Raw genomic sequence first — 18,438 nt, forward strand, 5'->3', positions numbered from 1 at the left:
CATTGGCCTGTTAACGTGTGCTGGTGATGGACTGCACCGAGTGGCGGCGCACCAGCGTGGGCGTAAAGGTATTGGTGACTGTCGCCAGCGTGTGACCTTGTGCCAGCGCAATCGCCAATTCGGCGGCTTGTGTCGACATGGCAATAACCGGATAGCGGATCGTGGTCAAGCGTGGGCGCAAATAGCGAGCGATAAGCACGTCGTCAAAACCTATCAGTGATACCGCTTTCGGCACCTCAATGCCGTTGTCGCTTAATACCGCCAATGCACCTGCCGCCATCGAGTCGTTGTAACACACCACGGCACTGAAAGGGATGCCATGGCTCAGCAGCTCTCGCATGGCGGCCTCGCCGCCAGCTTCATCCGGTGCTGCACGGGCGATCAGTCGCGTTTCTAGCGCGATACCTTGCTCATCTAGGGCGGCACTGTAGCCCTGTAAGCGATCGTCGGCATCGGAAATCCGGTGATCGGAACAGATAAAGGCGATGGCGCGATGCCCTTCTTGGATCATATGGCGGGTTGCCAGCCAACCGCCGTGGCGATCGTCCAGCGCCACACAGCGCGACTCGAATCCGGGCAGGATGCGGTTGATCAGTACCATTCCCGGCACGTGTCGCATAAAGGCGCTCAGTTCCGCATCCGGCAACATTTTTGCGTGTAAGCAGCAGTGGCGCAGCGGTTGTTCAATGGCCTGACGCTCCATTTCCGCGTCATGGTAGCCGTTGCTGATCAACAAAAAATTGCCTGTTGCTCTGGCGGTGCTATCTACCGCTTTTACCATCGCGCCGAAGAAAGGATCGGAAACATCTGCCACCACCAGCCCCAGGGTTTCTGCATGCTGGTGCGCCAGTGCGCGCGCATTGGCGTTGGGATGATAGCGCAGTTCTGACATGGCATTATGCACCGCTTCCCGCGACGCCTGACTGGCTTTCGGCGAGTCGTTGATGACCCGTGAAACCGTTGCCACTGAAACGCCGGCCAGGCGCGCAACATCCTTTATGGTTGCCATCGGTTGTTTCCCTGTCTGTGTTTATGTGTATCGGTTTATGTGATCGGTATCAATATCAATCGCGCGTGTCGCTATTCTCATTCAGGACACTTACTGCCTACAATGAGGGTAATCGTTTACACAGCGTTTGCAACTGGCTTTTTTTGCGATTTTTATCGCGCTGAGTGAAAACGGGTTACATTCCATTTCCGACTGCTAAAGAGCCAGGGACATTGCTGCTGTTTAAGGAGTGTCAGGAATGTCATTCGATCCTACAGAGCACCCGCATCGTCGTTATAATCCGCTTACCGGTGAATGGGTGTTGGTTTCTCCCCACCGCGCCAAACGCCCCTGGCAGGACCAGCAGGATGAGCCAGACAGGCGCATCTTGCCTGCCCACGATCCGGATTGTTATCTCTGCGCAGGCAACCCGCGCGTTACCGGAGATGTGAATCCGAATTACACCCACACGTATGTGTTTCGCAATGATTTCTCAGTGCTGATGGAGCAAACCCCTGCGCTGGCGGCAAGCGGCGATCTGCTGTTTCAAACCCAAAGTGTGCAAGGCACCAGTCGTGTTATCTGCTTTTCTCCTGACCACAGTAAAACGTTGCCGGAACTTTCACTGGCGGCACTGGCGCATGTTGTCGCGGCCTGGTGCGAGCAAACCGAAACGCTGGGAAAACAGTATCCGTGGGTTCAGGTGTTTGAAAATAAAGGCGCGATGATGGGGTGCTCTAACCCGCATCCGCATGGGCAAGTGTGGGCCAACAGCTTTTTACCTACCGATATCGAGAAAGAAGATCGGCAGCAGCGCACCTATTTCGAGCGTCACGGCACGCCTTTATTGCTGGATTATGCCGAGCGCGAACAATCTGAGCAGGTGCGCTGTGTGGTGGAAACGGAACACTGGCTGGCGGTGGTGCCCTATTGGGCGGCCTGGCCGTTTGAAACGCTGCCGCCGCCGCGCAGTGCCGTGCAGCAGTTGCCGCAACTGACAGCCGCGCAGCGCAGTGATTTGTGTCTAGCGCTGAAAAAGTTGACCAGCCGTTACGATAATCTGTTTCAGTGCTCGTTTCCGTATTCCATGGGCTGGCACGGTGCGCCGTTTGTCGAAGGCGATAATGCGCACTGGCAACTGCATGCGCATTTCTATCCGCCGCTACTGCGTTCGGCCAGCGTGCGGAAATTTATGGTGGGCTACGAGATGCTGGCGGAGCCACAACGTGATTTGACGCCGGAGCAGGCGGCGGAACGCTTGCGCAGCGTAAGCGATATCCATTTTCGGCAACAGCATGAGGTGAACGATAGGACGAATTAACAGCGTGCGGCAACAGGTGGATGCCGTGTTCAACGCCACCTTTGGCTATGTGCCAGCCGTGCAAGTGCAGGCTCCCGGGCGTGTCAACCTGATTGGTGAGTACACGGACTACAATGATGGATTTGTGTTGCCCTGCGCCATCGATTATCACACGGTAATCGCCGCTGCACCGCGCGCTGACAGCCTGGTGCGGGTAGTAGCCGTCAATATGGAAGAGCAGCAGGATAGTTTTGATATAACGCGCGCGATTGAACCTCATCCACAGTATGTTATGGCCTAACTATATTCGCGGGGTAGTGAAATATCTGCTAGCACGCGGATTAACCCTGGGCGGCGTGGATATGGTGATTGCCGGAAACGTGCCAACCGGGGCTGGACTTAGCTCTTCCGCCTCGCTGGAAGTCGCTGTCGGACAGGTGTTTAAGACGCTTTATGCTTTGCCGCTCAGCCAGTTGGATCTGGCGCTCAACGGCCAGCAGGCGGAAAACCATTTTGTCGGCTGTAACTGCGACATCATGGATCAGTTTATTTCTGCACAGGGCGTCGAAGGCCATGCGTTGCTGATCGACTGCCGTTCGTTACAAGGCAAGGCTGTGCCGATCCCGCCGGGGTTGGATGTGCTGATCATTAACTCCAACGTGCGTCGCGGGTTGGTGGACAGTGAATATAACACCCGGCGTGCCATATCATTACCGAGAATCAGCGCACGCTGGAGGCGGTGGAGGCGCTTACCGCAGGCGATATCCCGCATCTTTCGCGCCTGATGGCACAATCGCACCGTTCAATGCGCGATGATTTCGCAATTACGGTGCCACCTATCGATACCCTGGTTACGCTGATTGACGAATATATCGGTGAGCGCGGTGGGGTACGCATGACCGGTGGTGGTTTCGGCGGCTGTGTCGTCGCGCTGTTGCCTGCTGCGTTAACGGCAGAGGTGTGCGAACGGGTGGCGCGGGAATACCCGGCTCGCAACGGCTTGCCGCCAACACTCTACATCTGTCAGCCGTCAGCCGGCGCGGGCATTTTGCCGGAATCAAGGCAGTAAAAACAGGGTCGCCAGCCCAAGGAAGATAAAAAAGCCGCCGGTGTCTGTGATCGCGGTGATCATTACGCTGGAGCCGACGGCGGGATCGCGGCCCAGTTTTACCATCGCCAGAGGAATAGTCACGCCCATGGTAGCCGCCAGCAGCAGGTTGAGCAGGATAGCCAACATCATTACGCCGCCCATGGCGACGTTGCCGTACAGCAGCACCGTGATGACGGCGAGCACGGCTCCCCACACCAGACCATTGACGACGGCAACGCCCAACTCTTTAAACAACAGCGTTGATTTTTTGCCGTGATCCAACTGGTGCAGCGCCAGCGCGCGCACGATCATAGTGATGGTTTGGTTACCGGTATTGCCGCCGATGCCGGCGACAATCGGCATCAGCGTTGCCAGCGCCACCAGATGCGCCAGCGTGTCTTCAAACAGCCCGATAACTCTGGAGGCGATCAAGGCGGTGCAGAGGTTGATTGCCAGCCAACCTAAACGATTTTTTACCGCTTTGGCCACGGGCGCATAGACATCTTCTGAGGCAGTTAACCCACCCGAACGACGCAGATGGTGATCGCTGGTGCGGTTGACTCTGTCCAGAATATCTTCCACGGTGACGCGTCCCAGCAGTTTGCCTTTGCTGTCCACGACTGCGGCGGAGATCAGATCGTAGCGTTCGAACGCGCTGGCGACATCGTCGGTTTCCGTTTCAGGTTCAAACAGAATCGGTTCAGGGTCCATCACCTGCTCAACCGGCGTGTTTGGCGTATGCAGCAGGATATTGGTCAGCGTGAGTTCACCCAGTAAACGATTTTTTCGATCGGTGACAAACAGTTTGTCAGTGGCATCGGGGATCTCTTTATGCCGACGCAGAAAACGTTGTACCACGGCCAGCGTAACGTCCGGGCGTACCGTTAGCAGATTGAAGTCGACCAGATAGCCGACGGAATCTTCATCGTACTGGATGGTTTCCCGCAGTTGCGCCCGCTGGCGGGGTTCCAGTGCGGTAAGAATGCGACCCAGCAGATGGCGCGGCAGGCGGCGCGCGAGCTGCGCCTGCTCATCTATATCCAGCGGACGTATGGCGCGCAGGATATCTTTATCGCTCATCTGAGCGATAAAGCCATCAGAAATGGTGTCTGAGGCCTCATACAGCACAAAGCCGCGTTTATCGAGTGGTGTCAGACACCACAGCGCCTGTCGTGCTTCAGGTGGCAGTGATTCCAGCAGGTCGGCAAGGTCAGCAGCATGTAATTCGGTAAGAAGCGTACAGATCTCAGCGGTTTGATCGAGAAGCAGCTTTTTTTCATCTTCAGCGGCAGGGGGCTGCTGGGTGATGATGATGCTTTCCACCAGCGCAGGATTATCCAGCAGCAACAGTGAAATGCGGCGGCGAATGGCCGAGAGTTTTTTGATGCTTGGCATGATTGTTTTTCTCAGTGATTATCACATGACACGTACACGATTCCCATGATCTCCGTGGGACGTGCGACGCAGCAATAGGTAATCCTAGCGCAGAGTGGCCTGTACGGCAGAACAACCTTTCGAAAAAAGTTTCAGGAGAAAAATGCAAAAGCTAGTGTATCCCGCAATGCAGGAAAGAATAATCACTGATGGTGTGGCACGCAGGTGCAAAACAGCGTGTGCGCTACTCTTTTTTAACGAAAGAAAGCGTGGGATTCACAGGCGATGATTTCAGCGTTTGTTCGATACGTTGCTGTTTATCTTGATGATGGAAAAATGAACTAACAGAGGAGTAGGCGAAACGGCCAACGAGGATAAAGAAACTGATAATTAAGAAGAACTGCTTGCGCAATCCGCGAACCGCTTCGTCGCTCACGGGACGATCGTCGCTTATGGGACAGGGCTGCCAGGGTGGTTCGTCGCTTGTGTATCAGGGTAGCCATTATTATCACTCTCGTATCCGCGCTTATGCGCTGTTTCTATTTATTCACAATTGATGATGTTGGTCAATCATTAGACGTACTTTTGTGATCCTGCCGTGTCTGATCCAGGATAACACCGTGAATATTTGGCATTTTTGTGCCATATATAATGCGTATGAGCAGCGTTGATTATTCAGGCCGAAACTAAAGGATATACCCGCCTTATCTATTTTACGGGGCGGGTGCGGCAATCGCTGTTTTGACATATGAAAAGTGCCCTTTAATGGAATACGGAGCGGCTTCCCATGATGATACTTCATCGCATTTCGATACGTAATAAATTCCTCCTCGCGCTATTGCCAATGGTATTGGCATTGCTGTGGCTCAGCCTGCTGGGAATGATGGAACGCCGCCAGACAGAGCAAGAAATGAACCGGATGGAAAAGCAAATCTTGCTAGCGCGTGATGCGGGAGAGCTGGTGCATCAACTGCAACGTGAGCGAGGAATGAGCGCCGGCTATTTTGGCAGTCAGGGCAAAGCCTTTGGCCCCGAGTTGCAGACGCAGCGTCAGGATACGGATAAAGCGGTCACCGCTTTTCAGCAGCGCTATGGCGGCATGGATACCACATGGATAGGACACGATGTGGCCAAAAACTTTAATCAGGTAGCGGATTCGCTGAATACGCTGGCCTCGCTCAGAAGTTAGGTAGACAGCATGTCGATACCGGTGAATGCCGCGCTGGGTGCCTATACGGAAAAAGTGACTGCGTTGTTGGAAGGTATCGGTCTGATGGCCCATCTGGTGCGAGATGCGGGGGTGACGCAGCAGATCACGGCCTATTACAGCCTGTTGAATGCCAAGGAGCAGGCCGGGATTGAGCGAGCGGCGCTGGCTAACGTTTTTTCTGCTAACCGTTTTGGTGAGGGCGTGTTTGTTCGCCTGAACCAATTGGTCGGACGTGGCGATGCCTATATTGCCAGCTTCAGAACTCTGGCATCGGAATCGCTCCGTCAGGCGTTTGACCGTGCGATAAGCTCCAGCGTGGCGCAAGAGGCGCTAGCGCTGCGTGAACGGGCGATTGCCGCACCAGAGGGCGAATGGAACATTAATGGCGCACAGTGGTTTTCGCTGCAAACGCAGAAAATTGATCAGCTCAAACACATTGAAGAGCAGGCGGCAACCACGCTTCTGGCCAACGTTCAGCGTTTGTCTGCTGTGGCGCAGCAGGCCTGGATCAGTTACCTCTGCGGTACGTTACTGGCGATCGGGCTTGCGTTGGTGCTCGCTGTCATGATTATGCGCAGCATCAATCGACAGTTACAAGATACCTTAAAGACCATCGCCGAAATGGGCGGGGATTTAACGCAGCGCCTGCATGTCCCGGGAACGGATGAACTGTTTCGATTAAACCGGGCATATAACCAGTCATTGGAGAATATCGCCAATCTGGTGACGGAAATTAAAAACAGCGCCTACACCATAGGCCATGCCAGCAATGACATTTCCAATGGCAATGCGAATCTGGCGTAACGCACGGAGCAGCAAGCGGCTTCACTGGTGGAAAAGGCCAGCAGCATGGAACAGATTACCGCCACAGTGCAGCAGACCGCCGATTTTGCTGCCGAAGCGCGAGAATTGACCACCCGCGTCGATGAGCGGGTGCGTCAGATTGGTGATATTACCTCGTCAGCCAGTAATGCCATGAACAAGATCCAGCAAACCAGCCAACGGGTGACCGAGATTGTCACGGGCATTGATGCCATCGCGTTTCAAACCAACTTGCTGGCGCTGAATGCGGCGGTGGAAGCGGCCAGAGCGGGAGAGCACGGGCTGGCTTTGCGGTGGTGGCAACAGAAGTGCGCCAACTGTCGCAGCGTAGCGTGGATGAGGCCAATCAAATTCGCGCGCTGATTGCCGACAGCCTCTCCAGCGTGGAGGAGGGAAGTGCGCTGGTGTCGCAGTCCTATCGCGGGCTACATGAGATTATCGACGGAACCAGCAGAGTGAAAGCACTTGTCGGCGATATCGCCATCGCCGCAGGTAAGCAATCGCTGGGAATTGCGCAGATCAACGTTGCATTGAGCCAGCTCGAACAGGTGACTCAGCAGAATGCCACGCTGGTGGCCGAGGCCTCTACGGCGAGTCAGATGCTGGATGGACAAGTGGCGGATATGCGGGCGTTGGTGGGGCGCTTTCGCGTCGAGCCTTCCGAACCGGCTGCTGAAAATCCCCCCTTTCTACTGGCGAACGTGTAGCTTATTGGGAAACTAATGAGCTTCTGAATGGAGCACACAGACTGCTGACAACGTCTGTTGTTCGGTGAAGTGCGGCGATGGGGTCGTAGCGGCGTAAGCCGCCGGCGCGCCCCTCGTCGTGATTCGCCGGGAAACATGGACATGCCGAAACGTGTTTATCAGCAACCTCATGCGCCCCTGAATGGAGCGCGTTGCTTTAGTTACCTTCTTCTATCAGTAGCTTCCAGCCAGTCACATCCAGCCAGTAAGCCTGTTCTGCTTCCAGATCGAGCTGTACCAGCGCGTTTTGCGCGAAATAGCTCTGTGGGAAGGTGAGTGTCCAGTGGTTGTCATCCGCGCTCAGGCGCAGCGAATCTGGCGGTGTGGTCGCCTGACGTTGGTTATTGAGCAGACTTGCCAGCCGCAGAATCTGCACTATGGGCAAATACTGCTTTTTCTTGAACAGGTTAAAGCGCGGTAATTCTTCCAGCTTGGTGGCTTTGCGCTGACCACTGCGTAAACAGTAACTCGGTGGTTTCTCGTACCCGACGCGCCTGTTCGCGATCGATATTGTAGTGACTGGCCAGGCTCAACGCGGTACGGATACGAGTATCCTGATGGCGGAAGCGGCCTTCCATTTCATACAGCACACCTTCGCGTAGCGCACCGTCCGACAGGCGCAGCGATTTTATCGCCAGCGCATCAAAAATCCCGCACAGAATGGCCAGCCCCGGAACCAGCACGGACTGCCGATCTTCCGACATGCCCGGCAAACTGAGGGATTTGAAATTCTTGAACTGCAAAATCTGGTCACGCAGCATGTTGAGCCGCTCGAGCGTAATCAGGCCATCTTTCTCTCCCATTTCCACTAAAATTTCATGGGCGGATTTGATGGTGCCGGAAGCACCGAGCGCGTAATCCCAGCCGTAAATACGGTACTCCCAGGAGAGTGTCTCCAGCTTCTGTACCGCGGCCAGACGTGCACGACGAAAATTCTGCTCACTGATCTCGCCATTGGGGAAAAATTGCTGGGCGAAGCTGACGCAACCCATTCGACGACTTTCGACCAGTATCGGCTCAAAATTTTCCCCGATGACCAACTCGGTGGAGCCACCGCCGATGTCGATCACCAGTTTGCGCCCTTTTTCTGGCTGGGTATGTTCCACCCCCATAAAAATCAGGCGCGCTTCTTCATGACCCGAAATGATTTCGATCGGATAGGGGATAATGTCTGCGGCGCGGCGCAAGAAGGTCTGGGCGTTAACAGCTTCACGCAGCGCATGGGTGCCCACGATGGAAACGTTATCCGGCGAAAAACCTTGCAGCCGTTCAGCAAACAGCGCCAGACAACTAAGCCCACGCTCCATTGCTTCTTCGCTCAGCATGTTGTTGCTGTCCAGACCGTCCGCCAGATGTACCCGCTGTTTAAGGCGGCTCAACACTTGCAATGCCCCGTTGACCACACGGGCGACCACCATATGGAAACTGTTGGAGCCAAGGTCAACCGCGGCGAATTCCTACGGTGCTTCTTTATCAGTATCTGTTTGTATCAGTGGCATTTTTCTTGCCTATTCGTCGGGTTGCTCAAGGGCCTTGAGGTACTCGTGAATGGCCGTCTGCGCGCGGACCTTACGCCGGTTGCCGCGTGCAACATAGCGATTACTCAACTCTTTATCAACAATACGTGCTTTAACGGTATCGCTGAACAGCAGATCCAGCGTGTCCAATATCTGTTTTTTCAGCGCCGGATCGAGCACTTCGGCAGCTACCTCGATACGATAATCGATGTTGCGCGTCATCCAGTCCGCCGAGGAGATATACACTTTGTTGTCTCCTCCATTGTGGAACACATACACCCGATCGTTCTCAAGATAGCGATCTAAAATGCTGATGACCTGAATATTCTCGCTGATGCCGGGCAGCGCAGGGATAAGAGAACACATGCCGCGCACCAACAGGTTAATCTTAACGCCCGCTGCGGACGCTTCATACAGCTTTTCAGCCAAATCCTTGTCGACCAGATTATTGACCTTAAGCGTAATCGCCGCTGGAATGTTCTCTTGCGCGTTGGCGATTTCGCCATCAATCAGCTTGTTCAGTCGGGCACGAGAGTTTTGCGGTGACACCAGCAGATATTCGAAGCTGACTGGGCGATAGGGGTTTTCGATAAAGTTGAACACGCTGCGCACTTCATTGGTGATGCGTTCATCGGCGGTCAGCAATGAATAGTCGGTGTAAAGCCGGGCGGTTTTTTCATTAAAGTTACCGGTGCCAATGTGGGCGTAACGCACAATACTTTCCCCTTCACGGCGAGAAATCAGGAACAGTTTGGCGTGAATTTTCAGCCCCGGCACCGAGAAAATCACGTGCACACCGGCTTCCGTCAGGCGTTTGGCCCACTGGATATTCGCCTCTTCATCAAAGCGCGCCTGCAATTCCACCACCACGGTCACTTTTTTACCGTTGTGTGCAGCGTGGATCATCGCATTAATGATGCGCGAATCTTTTGCCACGCGGTAGATGTTGATTTTAATCGACAACACGCTCGGATCGAACGATGCCTGACGCAGCAGTTCCAGCACGTGCTCGAAGGTGTGGTACGGATAGTAAAGCAACACATCACGCTCACGAATGGCATCAAACCCGTTGCGGAAATGGCTGAAACGGGTGTGACGCAGCCGCGGCAGAGGCTTGTTTTCCAGATTAGGGCGGCCCACGTTGGGGAAACTGATAAATTCTTTAAAGTTGTGGTAGCGCCCGCCGGGAATGATGGAGTCATAAGAGGAAATCCCCAGTTTTTCCATCAACATATTGACCATGGTGTCCGGCATGTCGCGCTGGTACACAAAGCGCACCGGCTCGGCGGTGAGGCGCTGTTTCAGGCTGGAGGACATCAATTCCAGCAGGCTGGACTCCATTTCCGTGACCAGATCGTATTCAGCATCGAGCGTCATTTTCATGGAATAGGCGTTGAGCGCATCGTAGTCAAAGAAGCCTCTGAAGATATCATCCAGGCAGTAACGCAGAATGTTATCCAGCAAAATCATGGTTTTTTTTCTGCGCGATGACTCTGACGGCAGATTGACGAAGCGGGGCACTTTATCCGAGGGGATCTCCAGCAGCGCATAGCGAATCTCGTTGCCGCGAATAATCTCTACCGCCAGATAGGTGTAGTCATCTTTTAAAAACTCGACCAGATCGGTTTCTGGCAGGATCAGAATCGGCGTGATGTGCTGGCGCAGGTTCTGGCGAAAATAGTCGCACAGCCACTCCTGCTGAACGGGGGAGACCTGACGCTCATTCACCAAAAAAATGTGGTTGCGCGCCATTTCCAACAGCAGCTCATTATAGAGATTATCGAACACCTGATCGGTTTTCAGTACGCGTGCCTGAATTTTACTCAGCAAATGGCGTAAACCGCTGGCGGAGCCTTGTTCTTCGTTGATCAGAATCCGTCTTTTCAGATCGGCGAAGCGCACTTTGTAAAATTCATTGAGGTTGTTGGAGTAGATCCCCAAAAAGCGCATGCGCTCAATCAACGGATTACTCTGATCCGCAGCCTCTTGCAGTACGCGTTCGTTGAAGGATAACCAACTTAGTTCTTTCTCGATGAAGAGCTTGTCCTGACTCATTGTCACTCCGTTAAATCGTTTACTGACGGTGCACACACTCTCTACACGCCAATGATGGCGGATTTATGACGACGCGACGCTATCTTGTTCGTTAAAGAGGTTTTTTTCGCGACGCGGTATCATTGCCGAATGACAGGCGGTCTTTTTGTTCATAAAACGACCTGAATGACGCACCAGACGCGGGCGAGCATTAAAATCGTTTTCACTGAACGTCTTACCGTTGTCATATTATGAGCGTAAAGGCAACATATGCTACCCCGATTTCATATTGGGGATGAGAAAAGCGAATCCGTCACGATGCTTGAGGCAACTTCTATCGTGCGGGATGGGCGACGTGGGGTTTTTGTTCGCCATTCACTAAAGAACCTGGCGGGTGGTGTAGGTATAATGGCAGAAACAGACAGCAGATTCGCCTATCAGGATGCCCGACGGCGGCGTCTGGATCGCGTAACACAACATGTCGTAGTCGGCAGTGGCCTGCTGGTGATGATGGCATTAGTGCTGATTTTTTTCTATCTGCTGTACGTGGTCGCGCCGTTATTTGTTTCCCCTACCGTGACGCAGTACGTGGTGTCGCCGCGTGCGCAGTCGGTGCCGTCCGTGGCGGCCGGGATCAGCGATGACGGTTCTCTGGGGTATCGCATTGATGAACAAGGTTTTGGTGAGTTTATCGCGTTTGCCGGTGGGCAATCCCTGCCTCGAATCGCATTGAGCGTAACGCCGATTACGAGCGCCGTTGGTGGGGGCGGTCACGACGCGCCCACCTACGGCGTTCTCTTCAGAGACGGCCATGGCAAACATATTTACCCAGTCCATGGGATCTTTAGAGAAGCGATCGTTAATAAACAGCAAGCGATGTAATGCCGAGGCGCGGCGTGGAACGCGTAGCGGACCGGGGAGAATGCCTTCCGTGTTCATGCCACGGTGAATGGCGTTTTGCATGGTTTGCCATACGTCGGCAAAGTAGTGCTCGATAGCTTCACGCCCGTGCATGGCAATTTCATTCTTCATCACAATGGCTGAGAGTGACAAGCAGTGATCGTGACAGTGTTGCAACAGTTTTTGCGCGGAATAAAACGGATAGGGCACTGTCTCTTCCGTTATCAGTGCCTTGCCAAAATGTTCCTGATCGACAACGAAGCCGCCACCGATAGAGTAATAGGTTTTGCTATGCAGTAATGTCTGCTGTTGGTAGGCACGGATCGTCATGCCATTTTCGTGCAGCGGCAGGTTTTCCGCCTGAAAACGCAGTGCCGTCTCCAGCGGGAAGCTGATTTCATACTTGCCGCCCAACAAGGGGAGGCGCTGTGTCTCTTTAACCCGTTGTATAAAAGCTGGAATATTGTCGATATCTACGCTGTCCGGCAGGTTTCCGGCCAGCCCCATAATGATGGCGATATCGGTATGGTGCCCTTTACCGGTAAGGGAAAGCGAGCCGTACACGTCCACCACGATATGGGTGACGGAATCGATAAGTGACTGGCTGACCAGCTCATAGGTAAACATTTTTCCCGCTTTCATCGGCCCGACGGTATGCGAACTCGACGGCCCTATACCAATTTTGAAAATCTCGAATACGCTGACCATGGCGATTTCCTCTAACAAGACGTTGGCAACACAGATGCATTGCCAACAGATTCCGTCATCAGGTGTGCCGGCCGTCTCCTGACATCAGTGAGGGGGAACAGGGAAGCGGCGCAGTACCGCTTCTGGATGGATTAGTACAGGCTATAGACGATGGCGGTAATGGCGATCAGGCCCATTACGGTAACGAATACGTTGCTGATCTGCCCGCTGTATTGCTTCATCGCCGGGACTTTCTGAATGGCGTACATTGGCATCAGGAACAGTAAGCAAGCAATAACCGGGCCGCCCAGCGTTTCGATCATACCCAGGATGCTGGGGTTGAGCGTGGCGACAATCCAGGTAGTCACCAGCATAAACAGCGCGGTGATGCGGTTCAGCTTTGCGTGCTCGATGGTTTTACCGCGGCTGCGCAGTGATTTAATCACCATGCCGTTAAAGCCTTCACCCGCCCAGATAGTGACCAAGGAACGATTTGGAGATAGCGATGGTCGCGATAACCGGCGCCAGATACGCCATGACCGGATTGTTAAAGTGGTTGGCCAGGTAAGACAAAATCGAGATGTTTTGTGTTTTGGCTTCCATCAGTTCCGTGGGCGACAGGCTCAGTACGCAACTGAACACAAAGAACATCACGGTGAGAACCATCATGATATGGCTGTAGGAGAGAATGCGGGAGCATTTGGGCTCAGCATCGTCACCGTACTCTTTGCGCTTGGCAACGGCAAAGGAGGAGATGATCGGTGAATGGTTAAAGGAGAATACCATTACCGGGATCGCCAGCCACAAAGTAGACAGCAGTCCGTTGCCGGTTGCGCTATTGGTGAAGGAAATATTATCAAAAATCGCTAAATTCTAATGTGGAATTAAATAAAGTGCCAGCAACATCAATACCATGACAAAAGGATAAACCAGAATGCTCATGGCTTCACCGAAGAGCACAATAAACATCAGTCCCAGGATTAACACCAGAGGCAGCACGGCGCGCGGTGGAGAAGGTAAATGAAGTTGGTGAGTAATAAAGCTGTCTACCGTATTGGTAATGGCAACGCTATAAACCAGAAGAATAGGGTAAATTGCAAAAAAGTAGAGCAGTGTGATTAATTTCCCTGCACCCACACCGAAATGTTCTTCGACTACTTCAGTAATATCTTCACCACCTTTCTTCTTACCGGATAAAACAAATCGGCACAGTGCGCGGTGAGAAAAGTACGTCATGGGAAAAGCAATAATTGCCATAATAATCAACGGAATTAATCCACTGATGCCGGCATTAATCGGCAGAAACAGCACGCCTGCGCCAATGGCCGTGCCGTACAGGCCGAGCATCCAGACGGTGTCGCTTTTACGCCAGCCAGAAGCGGGTGCGACAATCGCACTGCTTTCTTGGATTGTGCCCATAATAGGTTCTCCTTGGTGAACACAGTTTGCAAATCATGTCAATATCGGTAGCGACACCGACATTGTGTAAATAATAAACATCGAGGCGTTTTTATAACGTGAGCGCATGTCTGAGGGTCAATACTGATTGTGGTGGCATTCTATATTGAGGCGGTCAGCGAATAATATTGAGATGATCACATAAGTGAATTGACACGTTTAAATTTTATCAAAATTCGACCCCAAATAAAATATCAAAGCTGATACTTTACATTGTTTATTTTTAAGGTCTCTTGTTTGATACTTTAACTTAATATTTATGCTAAATAATAACCAATAACGCTGTTGCTAATAAATAGAGTTAAATTAATAGCGATTAATAATAGACCTAATAATCTAGATGTCACGCCAAAATATAACCATACATATCGTTTGTTTATTTTGGTTTGCCTAAAAAACAGACATGATAAGGGAGGAACCGACTTCCCGCCAATGCGTCAAGCCGCAAGGCGGGAAAGGAACTACTGTTAAAGCGTTGCCTGCGCCCACTGTAACCCGGAGTGATAGGCTTCAGGTAACAAGGGTACCAGTGACTGTAATGTGTGTCGTAGCTGACTACGATCGCTGTGTGTCAGGTTCAGATGACCGACTTTACGCCCTGGGCGCACGTCTTTGTCATACCAGTGAAGATGAATCAACGGCAGTGACAGCCAATCCTGATTAATCTCTGTGCCGATCAGATTGATCATGACGGCAGGCGCATCAATCACCGGTTTTGGCAACGGCAGATCCAGAATGGCACGCAGGTGCAATTCGAACTGACTGATAGATGCACCGTTTTGCGTCCAGTGTCCGCTGTTGTGTACGCGCGGAGCCAATTCGTTGATCAGCAAACGATCGCCGACAATAAAGCATTCCATCGCCATCACACCGATGTAACCAAGGGCGTTCATGATGGCAGCAAGCATGGTTTCTGCCTGTTGCTGCATGCGTGCATCCGGTTCCGGTAGCGCGACGCTGGCGCGCAGAATACCATCTTCATGCAGGTTGTGTGTCAGCGGATAAAACACGCAGTGGCCATCTGCACCGCGCGCACCCACCATCGACACTTCGCCGGAAAAAGCAATGCCTTGTTCCACGATGCATTCGCCATAACACTCTTGCGGCAGCGTATCGGCAGTGTCATGGCGTAAGCGCCATTGCCCGCGGCCGTCATAGCCACCCACGCGAAGTTTGACGATTGCCAGCTCGTCCAGTCGGGTGAAGATGGCGGGCCACTCTTGCGCCGAGGCCAGCAACTGCCAGGGCACGGTGGGCAACTGCAACGAATCCAGCAGTTGTTTCTGCGTCAGGCGATCTGCCAGACGCGGAAAAATATCGCGATTCACGAAGGCAGCGTGCTCTGCCAGTTCTCGCGTCAATGCGGTTTCTGGCCAGTGCTCAATCTCGGCGGTGATGACGACGTGATGAAACGGTACGGACTCCGGCTCGGCATCCAGACCCACCGGATAAACAGCAATCCCCAGAGGCTCACCAGCCTGACGTAACATACGGCCTAACTGGCCATTTCCTAATACGCAAACGGGCTTCATGCATCCTCCCGCGGATTGGGATGAGACAGTACTTCATCCGTTTGCTGTTGGCGCCAGGCGGCAAGACGTGCCGCCAGCTCGCCATCGTGTAGCGCCAGAATCTGTGCGGCAAGCAAGGCCGCGTTGGCTGCACCGGCTTTGCCGATGGCCAGGGTGCCCACCGGAATGCCACGTGGCATCTGCACAATGGAGTACAGACTATCGACGCCTCTTAATGCTGCACTCTGTACCGGCACGCCCAGCACCGGCACCAGCGTTTTGGCCGCCAGCATCCCGGGCAAGTGCGCTGCTGCTCCTGCGCCCGCGATGATCACATCAAAACCGTTTTGCGCGGCCTGCTCTGCAAAGCTAAACAGCTTGTCCGGCGTGCGGTGCGCTGAAACGACTTCGGTGTGAAAGGGGATAGCGAGTGTGGTGAGAATTTCCGCAGCAAACTGCATCGTAGCCCAGTCACTCTTTGAACCCATGACGATGGCAATTTTTGCCGGGGCAGCGTTGGATGACATACCTGTAGTGCTCCTGTGATATGACGTATTGAGACGCAAGGCTGCGTCGGCCAGAAAACGGATGACGCTCTGGCTGGAGGGCGCAGATCATACCATGGGCTGGCGGGAAGGAAAACGGTTGCGTAGCGGTAAATCACGGTATTCTTGCCGTTTCCTGCATGGCAGGTTTACGACAAAAAGTGTGAAAAAGTCGGAAGAAATCAGAAGGGAAATGAAATCAACGCAGTATCGTCAGCCGTGACTTTTATCATCCACCCTTGCTCATGCCAGGCACCGAGCACAGCACGTTGCGCTTCTCCGTGTTCGGTAACGACGGTATGAATTGCCGGTCGATGGGTGTGACCATGAATCAATGTGTTGATGTTATGCGCGTGTAAACACGCCAACACGGCCTGCTGATTGACATCCATGATCTGCTGCGACTTATTCTGGTTGGCCAGCTGGCTTGCTGCACGCATTTTTGCCGCCATCTTGAGACGCAGGCGCAGCGGTAAACGCAGAAATAACCATTGGATGACAGGATTGTGTACCCGGCGACGATATTTCTGATAAGCCTCATCGTCGATGCACAGGGTATCGCCGTGCATGATCAATATCCGGCGGCCATAGTGTTCGATCACCTGTTCAGTCGGTAACAACGTTATGCCCGCCCGCTTGGCAAAATGCTTGCCGAGCAGAAAATCACGGTTGCCGTGAATGAAGTAGCAGGGAACCCCACACTGTTGCAACTGATACAGCGCTTCGGCAACGGTTGTATGCAGTGGTTGCGGATCGTCATCGCCGATCCAGGCATCAAACAGATCGCCCAGGATGTAGAGCGCATCCGCCTGCTGTGCATCACGTTCAAGAAAACGCAGAAAACCGGCGGTGATCGCCGGTTCATGTACGTTCAGATGCAGATCGGCAATAAACAGTGTTGCCATGCTGCCGCGATTATTCGCTGACGGTAACGCGGGTTATTACCACATCTTCTTTCGGAACGTCTTGATGCATACCGCTACGGCCTGTTGCCACGCCTTTGATCTTATCGACCACGTCCATGCCTTCAGGCACTTCAGCAAACACACAGTAGCCACAACCGTCTGCGCGTTCAGAACGGAAGTTGAGGAAATCGTTATCAACGACGTTAATAAAGAACTGCGCGGTGGCGGAATGCGGATCGTTGGTACGCGCCATTGCCAGCGTGCCACGGGTATTTTTCAGGCCGTTATTGGCTTCGTTAGCGATAGGCGCTCCCGTTGGTTTTTGTTGCATACCGGGAGCGAAACCGCCGCCCTGGATCATAAACCCATTGATCACACGGTGAAAAATGGTGTTGTCATAGAAACCGTTACGGCAGTAGTTCACGAAGTTTTCCACGGTGGCAGGTGCTTTATCTGCAAACGTGTTAATGACGATGTCACCGAAGTTTGTATGGAACGTAATCATAATGAGTAAACCCTGATAACCAGAAGGATGAGATACAAACTGCCAGGCAGTGCTGTCTGCGCAAAGGCTGAATAACTAAGGCGCTCTTATAGCATAATTGACTGCCCGAGTCAGTAAGGTATGGGAACAATTACCCAGACATATGTGGATAGTTTGGTTAAAAAGTAACACAATGTCAATAAAATTGACTATATGTCATAAAGTTGCGTTATTTTATTGAATAAAATTTTTATTGTTGTAGATCAAACATTACTGATTTGGGAGTAGGATTTGCAATCAACCCAGATTAGTCTTAAATGATTCGTATTACTGACTTTATTAACAATACTAACAGGTGAATCATGCTGGGCTTAATCAATCGTGTACTGGATAAACCCGATGCAGGCAAGCTGCTGCTGCGTCTCGCTTTTGGCATCTTGTTGATTTTTCATGGATAGCACAAAGTTGTTGATGGCGTGGGTGCCATTGCGGGTATGCTGGAAAGAGTGGGGTTGCCAACATTTATCGCCTATGGCGTCTTTGCGGGTGAACGGGTGAAGTGGTTGCTCCGATCCTGTTGATTCTCGGCATTTTGACGCGTCCTTCCGCGTTAGTGGTAGCGGGCACCATGGTGGTCGCTCAATTCCTGGCTGCACCAGCGGGCTTTGTTTCACTGGCGAAAACCGGTGCCTGGGGCGCGGAACCCACTGCGGTGTTCTTCTTTATTTGCCGCACTGGCTATCGCTCTGTTGAGCAGCGGAAAATACTCCGTGATGAGTAATCCGAATTTGCGTTAACGAGCGTTCGGTTTAAGTCGTAACACGAAGCCCGGCACCCAGTTGCCGGGTTTCTGTTTTTTTAATCCTT

The 18,438-nt window shown here is 52.8% G+C and carries 10 protein-coding genes and 7 pseudogenes; 6 read left to right on the forward strand and 11 right to left on the reverse strand.

The window, feature by feature from the left end:
* Window positions 1-10 precede the first annotated feature (10 nt).
* Window positions 11-1,009 carry an HTH-type transcriptional regulator GalR gene (gene galR, locus ACMZI0_RS11615; RefSeq protein ID WP_415673075.1) on the reverse strand — a complete coding sequence of 333 codons (999 nt, stop codon included), beginning with the start codon at window positions 1,007-1,009 and terminating at the stop codon, window positions 11-13.
* Window positions 1,010-1,247: 238 nt separating this feature from the next.
* On the opposite strand from galR, the gene galT reads away from it, so the two are divergent.
* Window positions 1,248-2,309, forward strand: a complete 1,062-nt coding sequence (galT, locus tag ACMZI0_RS11620; protein ID WP_415673076.1) for a galactose-1-phosphate uridylyltransferase — start codon at window positions 1,248-1,250, stop codon at window positions 2,307-2,309.
* A pseudogene (gene galK / locus ACMZI0_RS11625) lies at window positions 2,296-3,357 on the forward strand (galactokinase). Before galT ends, galK begins: the two are co-directional and overlap by 14 nt.
* Here the strand turns inward: galK and mgtE are convergent.
* Together mgtE and ACMZI0_RS11635 are read right to left on the reverse strand one after the other, a co-directional pair.
* The gene (gene mgtE / locus ACMZI0_RS11630; RefSeq protein WP_415673077.1) at window positions 3,346-4,773 is read right to left on the reverse strand and encodes a magnesium transporter; all 1,428 of its coding nucleotides are present in this window, start codon (window positions 4,771-4,773) and stop codon (window positions 3,346-3,348) included. The pseudogene galK and the gene mgtE sit on opposite strands and share 12 nt — an antisense overlap.
* Window positions 4,774-4,996: 223 nt before the next feature.
* Window positions 4,997-5,188: a YfgG family protein gene (locus ACMZI0_RS11635; RefSeq protein ID WP_415673078.1), complete on the reverse strand. Its 192-nt coding sequence runs from the start codon at window positions 5,186-5,188 to the stop codon at window positions 4,997-4,999.
* 552 nt (window positions 5,189-5,740) lie between these two features.
* Here ACMZI0_RS11635 and ACMZI0_RS11640 point away from each other — a divergent pair.
* From ACMZI0_RS11640 to ACMZI0_RS11650, 3 genes and pseudogenes are all read left to right on the forward strand, one after another.
* Window positions 5,741-6,364, forward strand: a pseudogene (locus ACMZI0_RS11640) (nitrate- and nitrite sensing domain-containing protein); the annotation flags it as partial.
* Between the two features lie 219 nt (window positions 6,365-6,583).
* Window positions 6,584-6,766 (forward strand): HAMP domain-containing protein, encoded by a 183-nt coding sequence (locus ACMZI0_RS11645; protein WP_415673120.1) that lies wholly within the window; start codon window positions 6,584-6,586, stop codon window positions 6,764-6,766.
* Between the two features lie 171 nt (window positions 6,767-6,937).
* Window positions 6,938-7,491, forward strand: a pseudogene (locus tag ACMZI0_RS11650) (methyl-accepting chemotaxis protein).
* 196 nt (window positions 7,492-7,687) lie between these two features.
* Here ACMZI0_RS11650 and ppx read toward each other — a convergent pair.
* The 8 genes and pseudogenes from ppx to ppiB all read right to left on the reverse strand — a co-directional run bounded on the left by ppx (window position 7,688) and on the right by ppiB (window position 17,592).
* Window positions 7,688-9,029: pseudogene (gene ppx / locus ACMZI0_RS11655) on the reverse strand (exopolyphosphatase).
* 9 nt (window positions 9,030-9,038) lie between these two features.
* Complete coding sequence (gene ppk1 / locus ACMZI0_RS11660) at window positions 9,039-11,102, reverse strand: polyphosphate kinase 1 (protein ID WP_415673079.1); 2,064 nt, start codon at window positions 11,100-11,102, stop codon at window positions 9,039-9,041.
* Window positions 11,103-11,831: 729 nt separating this feature from the next.
* Window positions 11,832-12,689, reverse strand: a pseudogene (locus ACMZI0_RS11665) (L-serine ammonia-lyase); the annotation flags it as partial.
* A 131-nt stretch (window positions 12,690-12,820) separates the two neighbouring features.
* Window positions 12,821-14,087: pseudogene (locus tag ACMZI0_RS11670) on the reverse strand (HAAAP family serine/threonine permease).
* A gap of 506 nt (window positions 14,088-14,593) precedes the next feature.
* The gene (purK, locus tag ACMZI0_RS11675; protein WP_415673080.1) at window positions 14,594-15,658 is read right to left on the reverse strand and encodes a 5-(carboxyamino)imidazole ribonucleotide synthase; all 1,065 of its coding nucleotides are present in this window, start codon (window positions 15,656-15,658) and stop codon (window positions 14,594-14,596) included.
* Complete coding sequence (purE, locus tag ACMZI0_RS11680) at window positions 15,655-16,164, reverse strand: 5-(carboxyamino)imidazole ribonucleotide mutase (protein ID WP_415673081.1); 510 nt, start codon at window positions 16,162-16,164, stop codon at window positions 15,655-15,657. The genes purK and purE overlap by 4 nt, the downstream gene beginning before the upstream one ends.
* A gap of 200 nt (window positions 16,165-16,364) precedes the next feature.
* Window positions 16,365-17,087: a UDP-2,3-diacylglucosamine diphosphatase gene (gene lpxH / locus ACMZI0_RS11685; RefSeq protein WP_415673082.1), complete on the reverse strand. Its 723-nt coding sequence runs from the start codon at window positions 17,085-17,087 to the stop codon at window positions 16,365-16,367.
* Between the two features lie 10 nt (window positions 17,088-17,097).
* Window positions 17,098-17,592, reverse strand: a complete 495-nt coding sequence (ppiB, locus tag ACMZI0_RS11690; protein WP_415673083.1) for a peptidylprolyl isomerase B — start codon at window positions 17,590-17,592, stop codon at window positions 17,098-17,100.
* A gap of 341 nt (window positions 17,593-17,933) precedes the next feature.
* On the opposite strand from ppiB, the pseudogene ACMZI0_RS11695 reads away from it, so the two are divergent.
* Window positions 17,934-18,368 (forward strand): annotated as a pseudogene (locus ACMZI0_RS11695) (DoxX family protein).
* Window positions 18,369-18,438 lie beyond the last annotated feature (70 nt).

Origin of the sequence: Symbiopectobacterium sp., assembly GCF_047692315.1 — a bacterium.
Taxonomy (GTDB): domain Bacteria; phylum Pseudomonadota; class Gammaproteobacteria; order Enterobacterales; family Enterobacteriaceae; genus Symbiopectobacterium.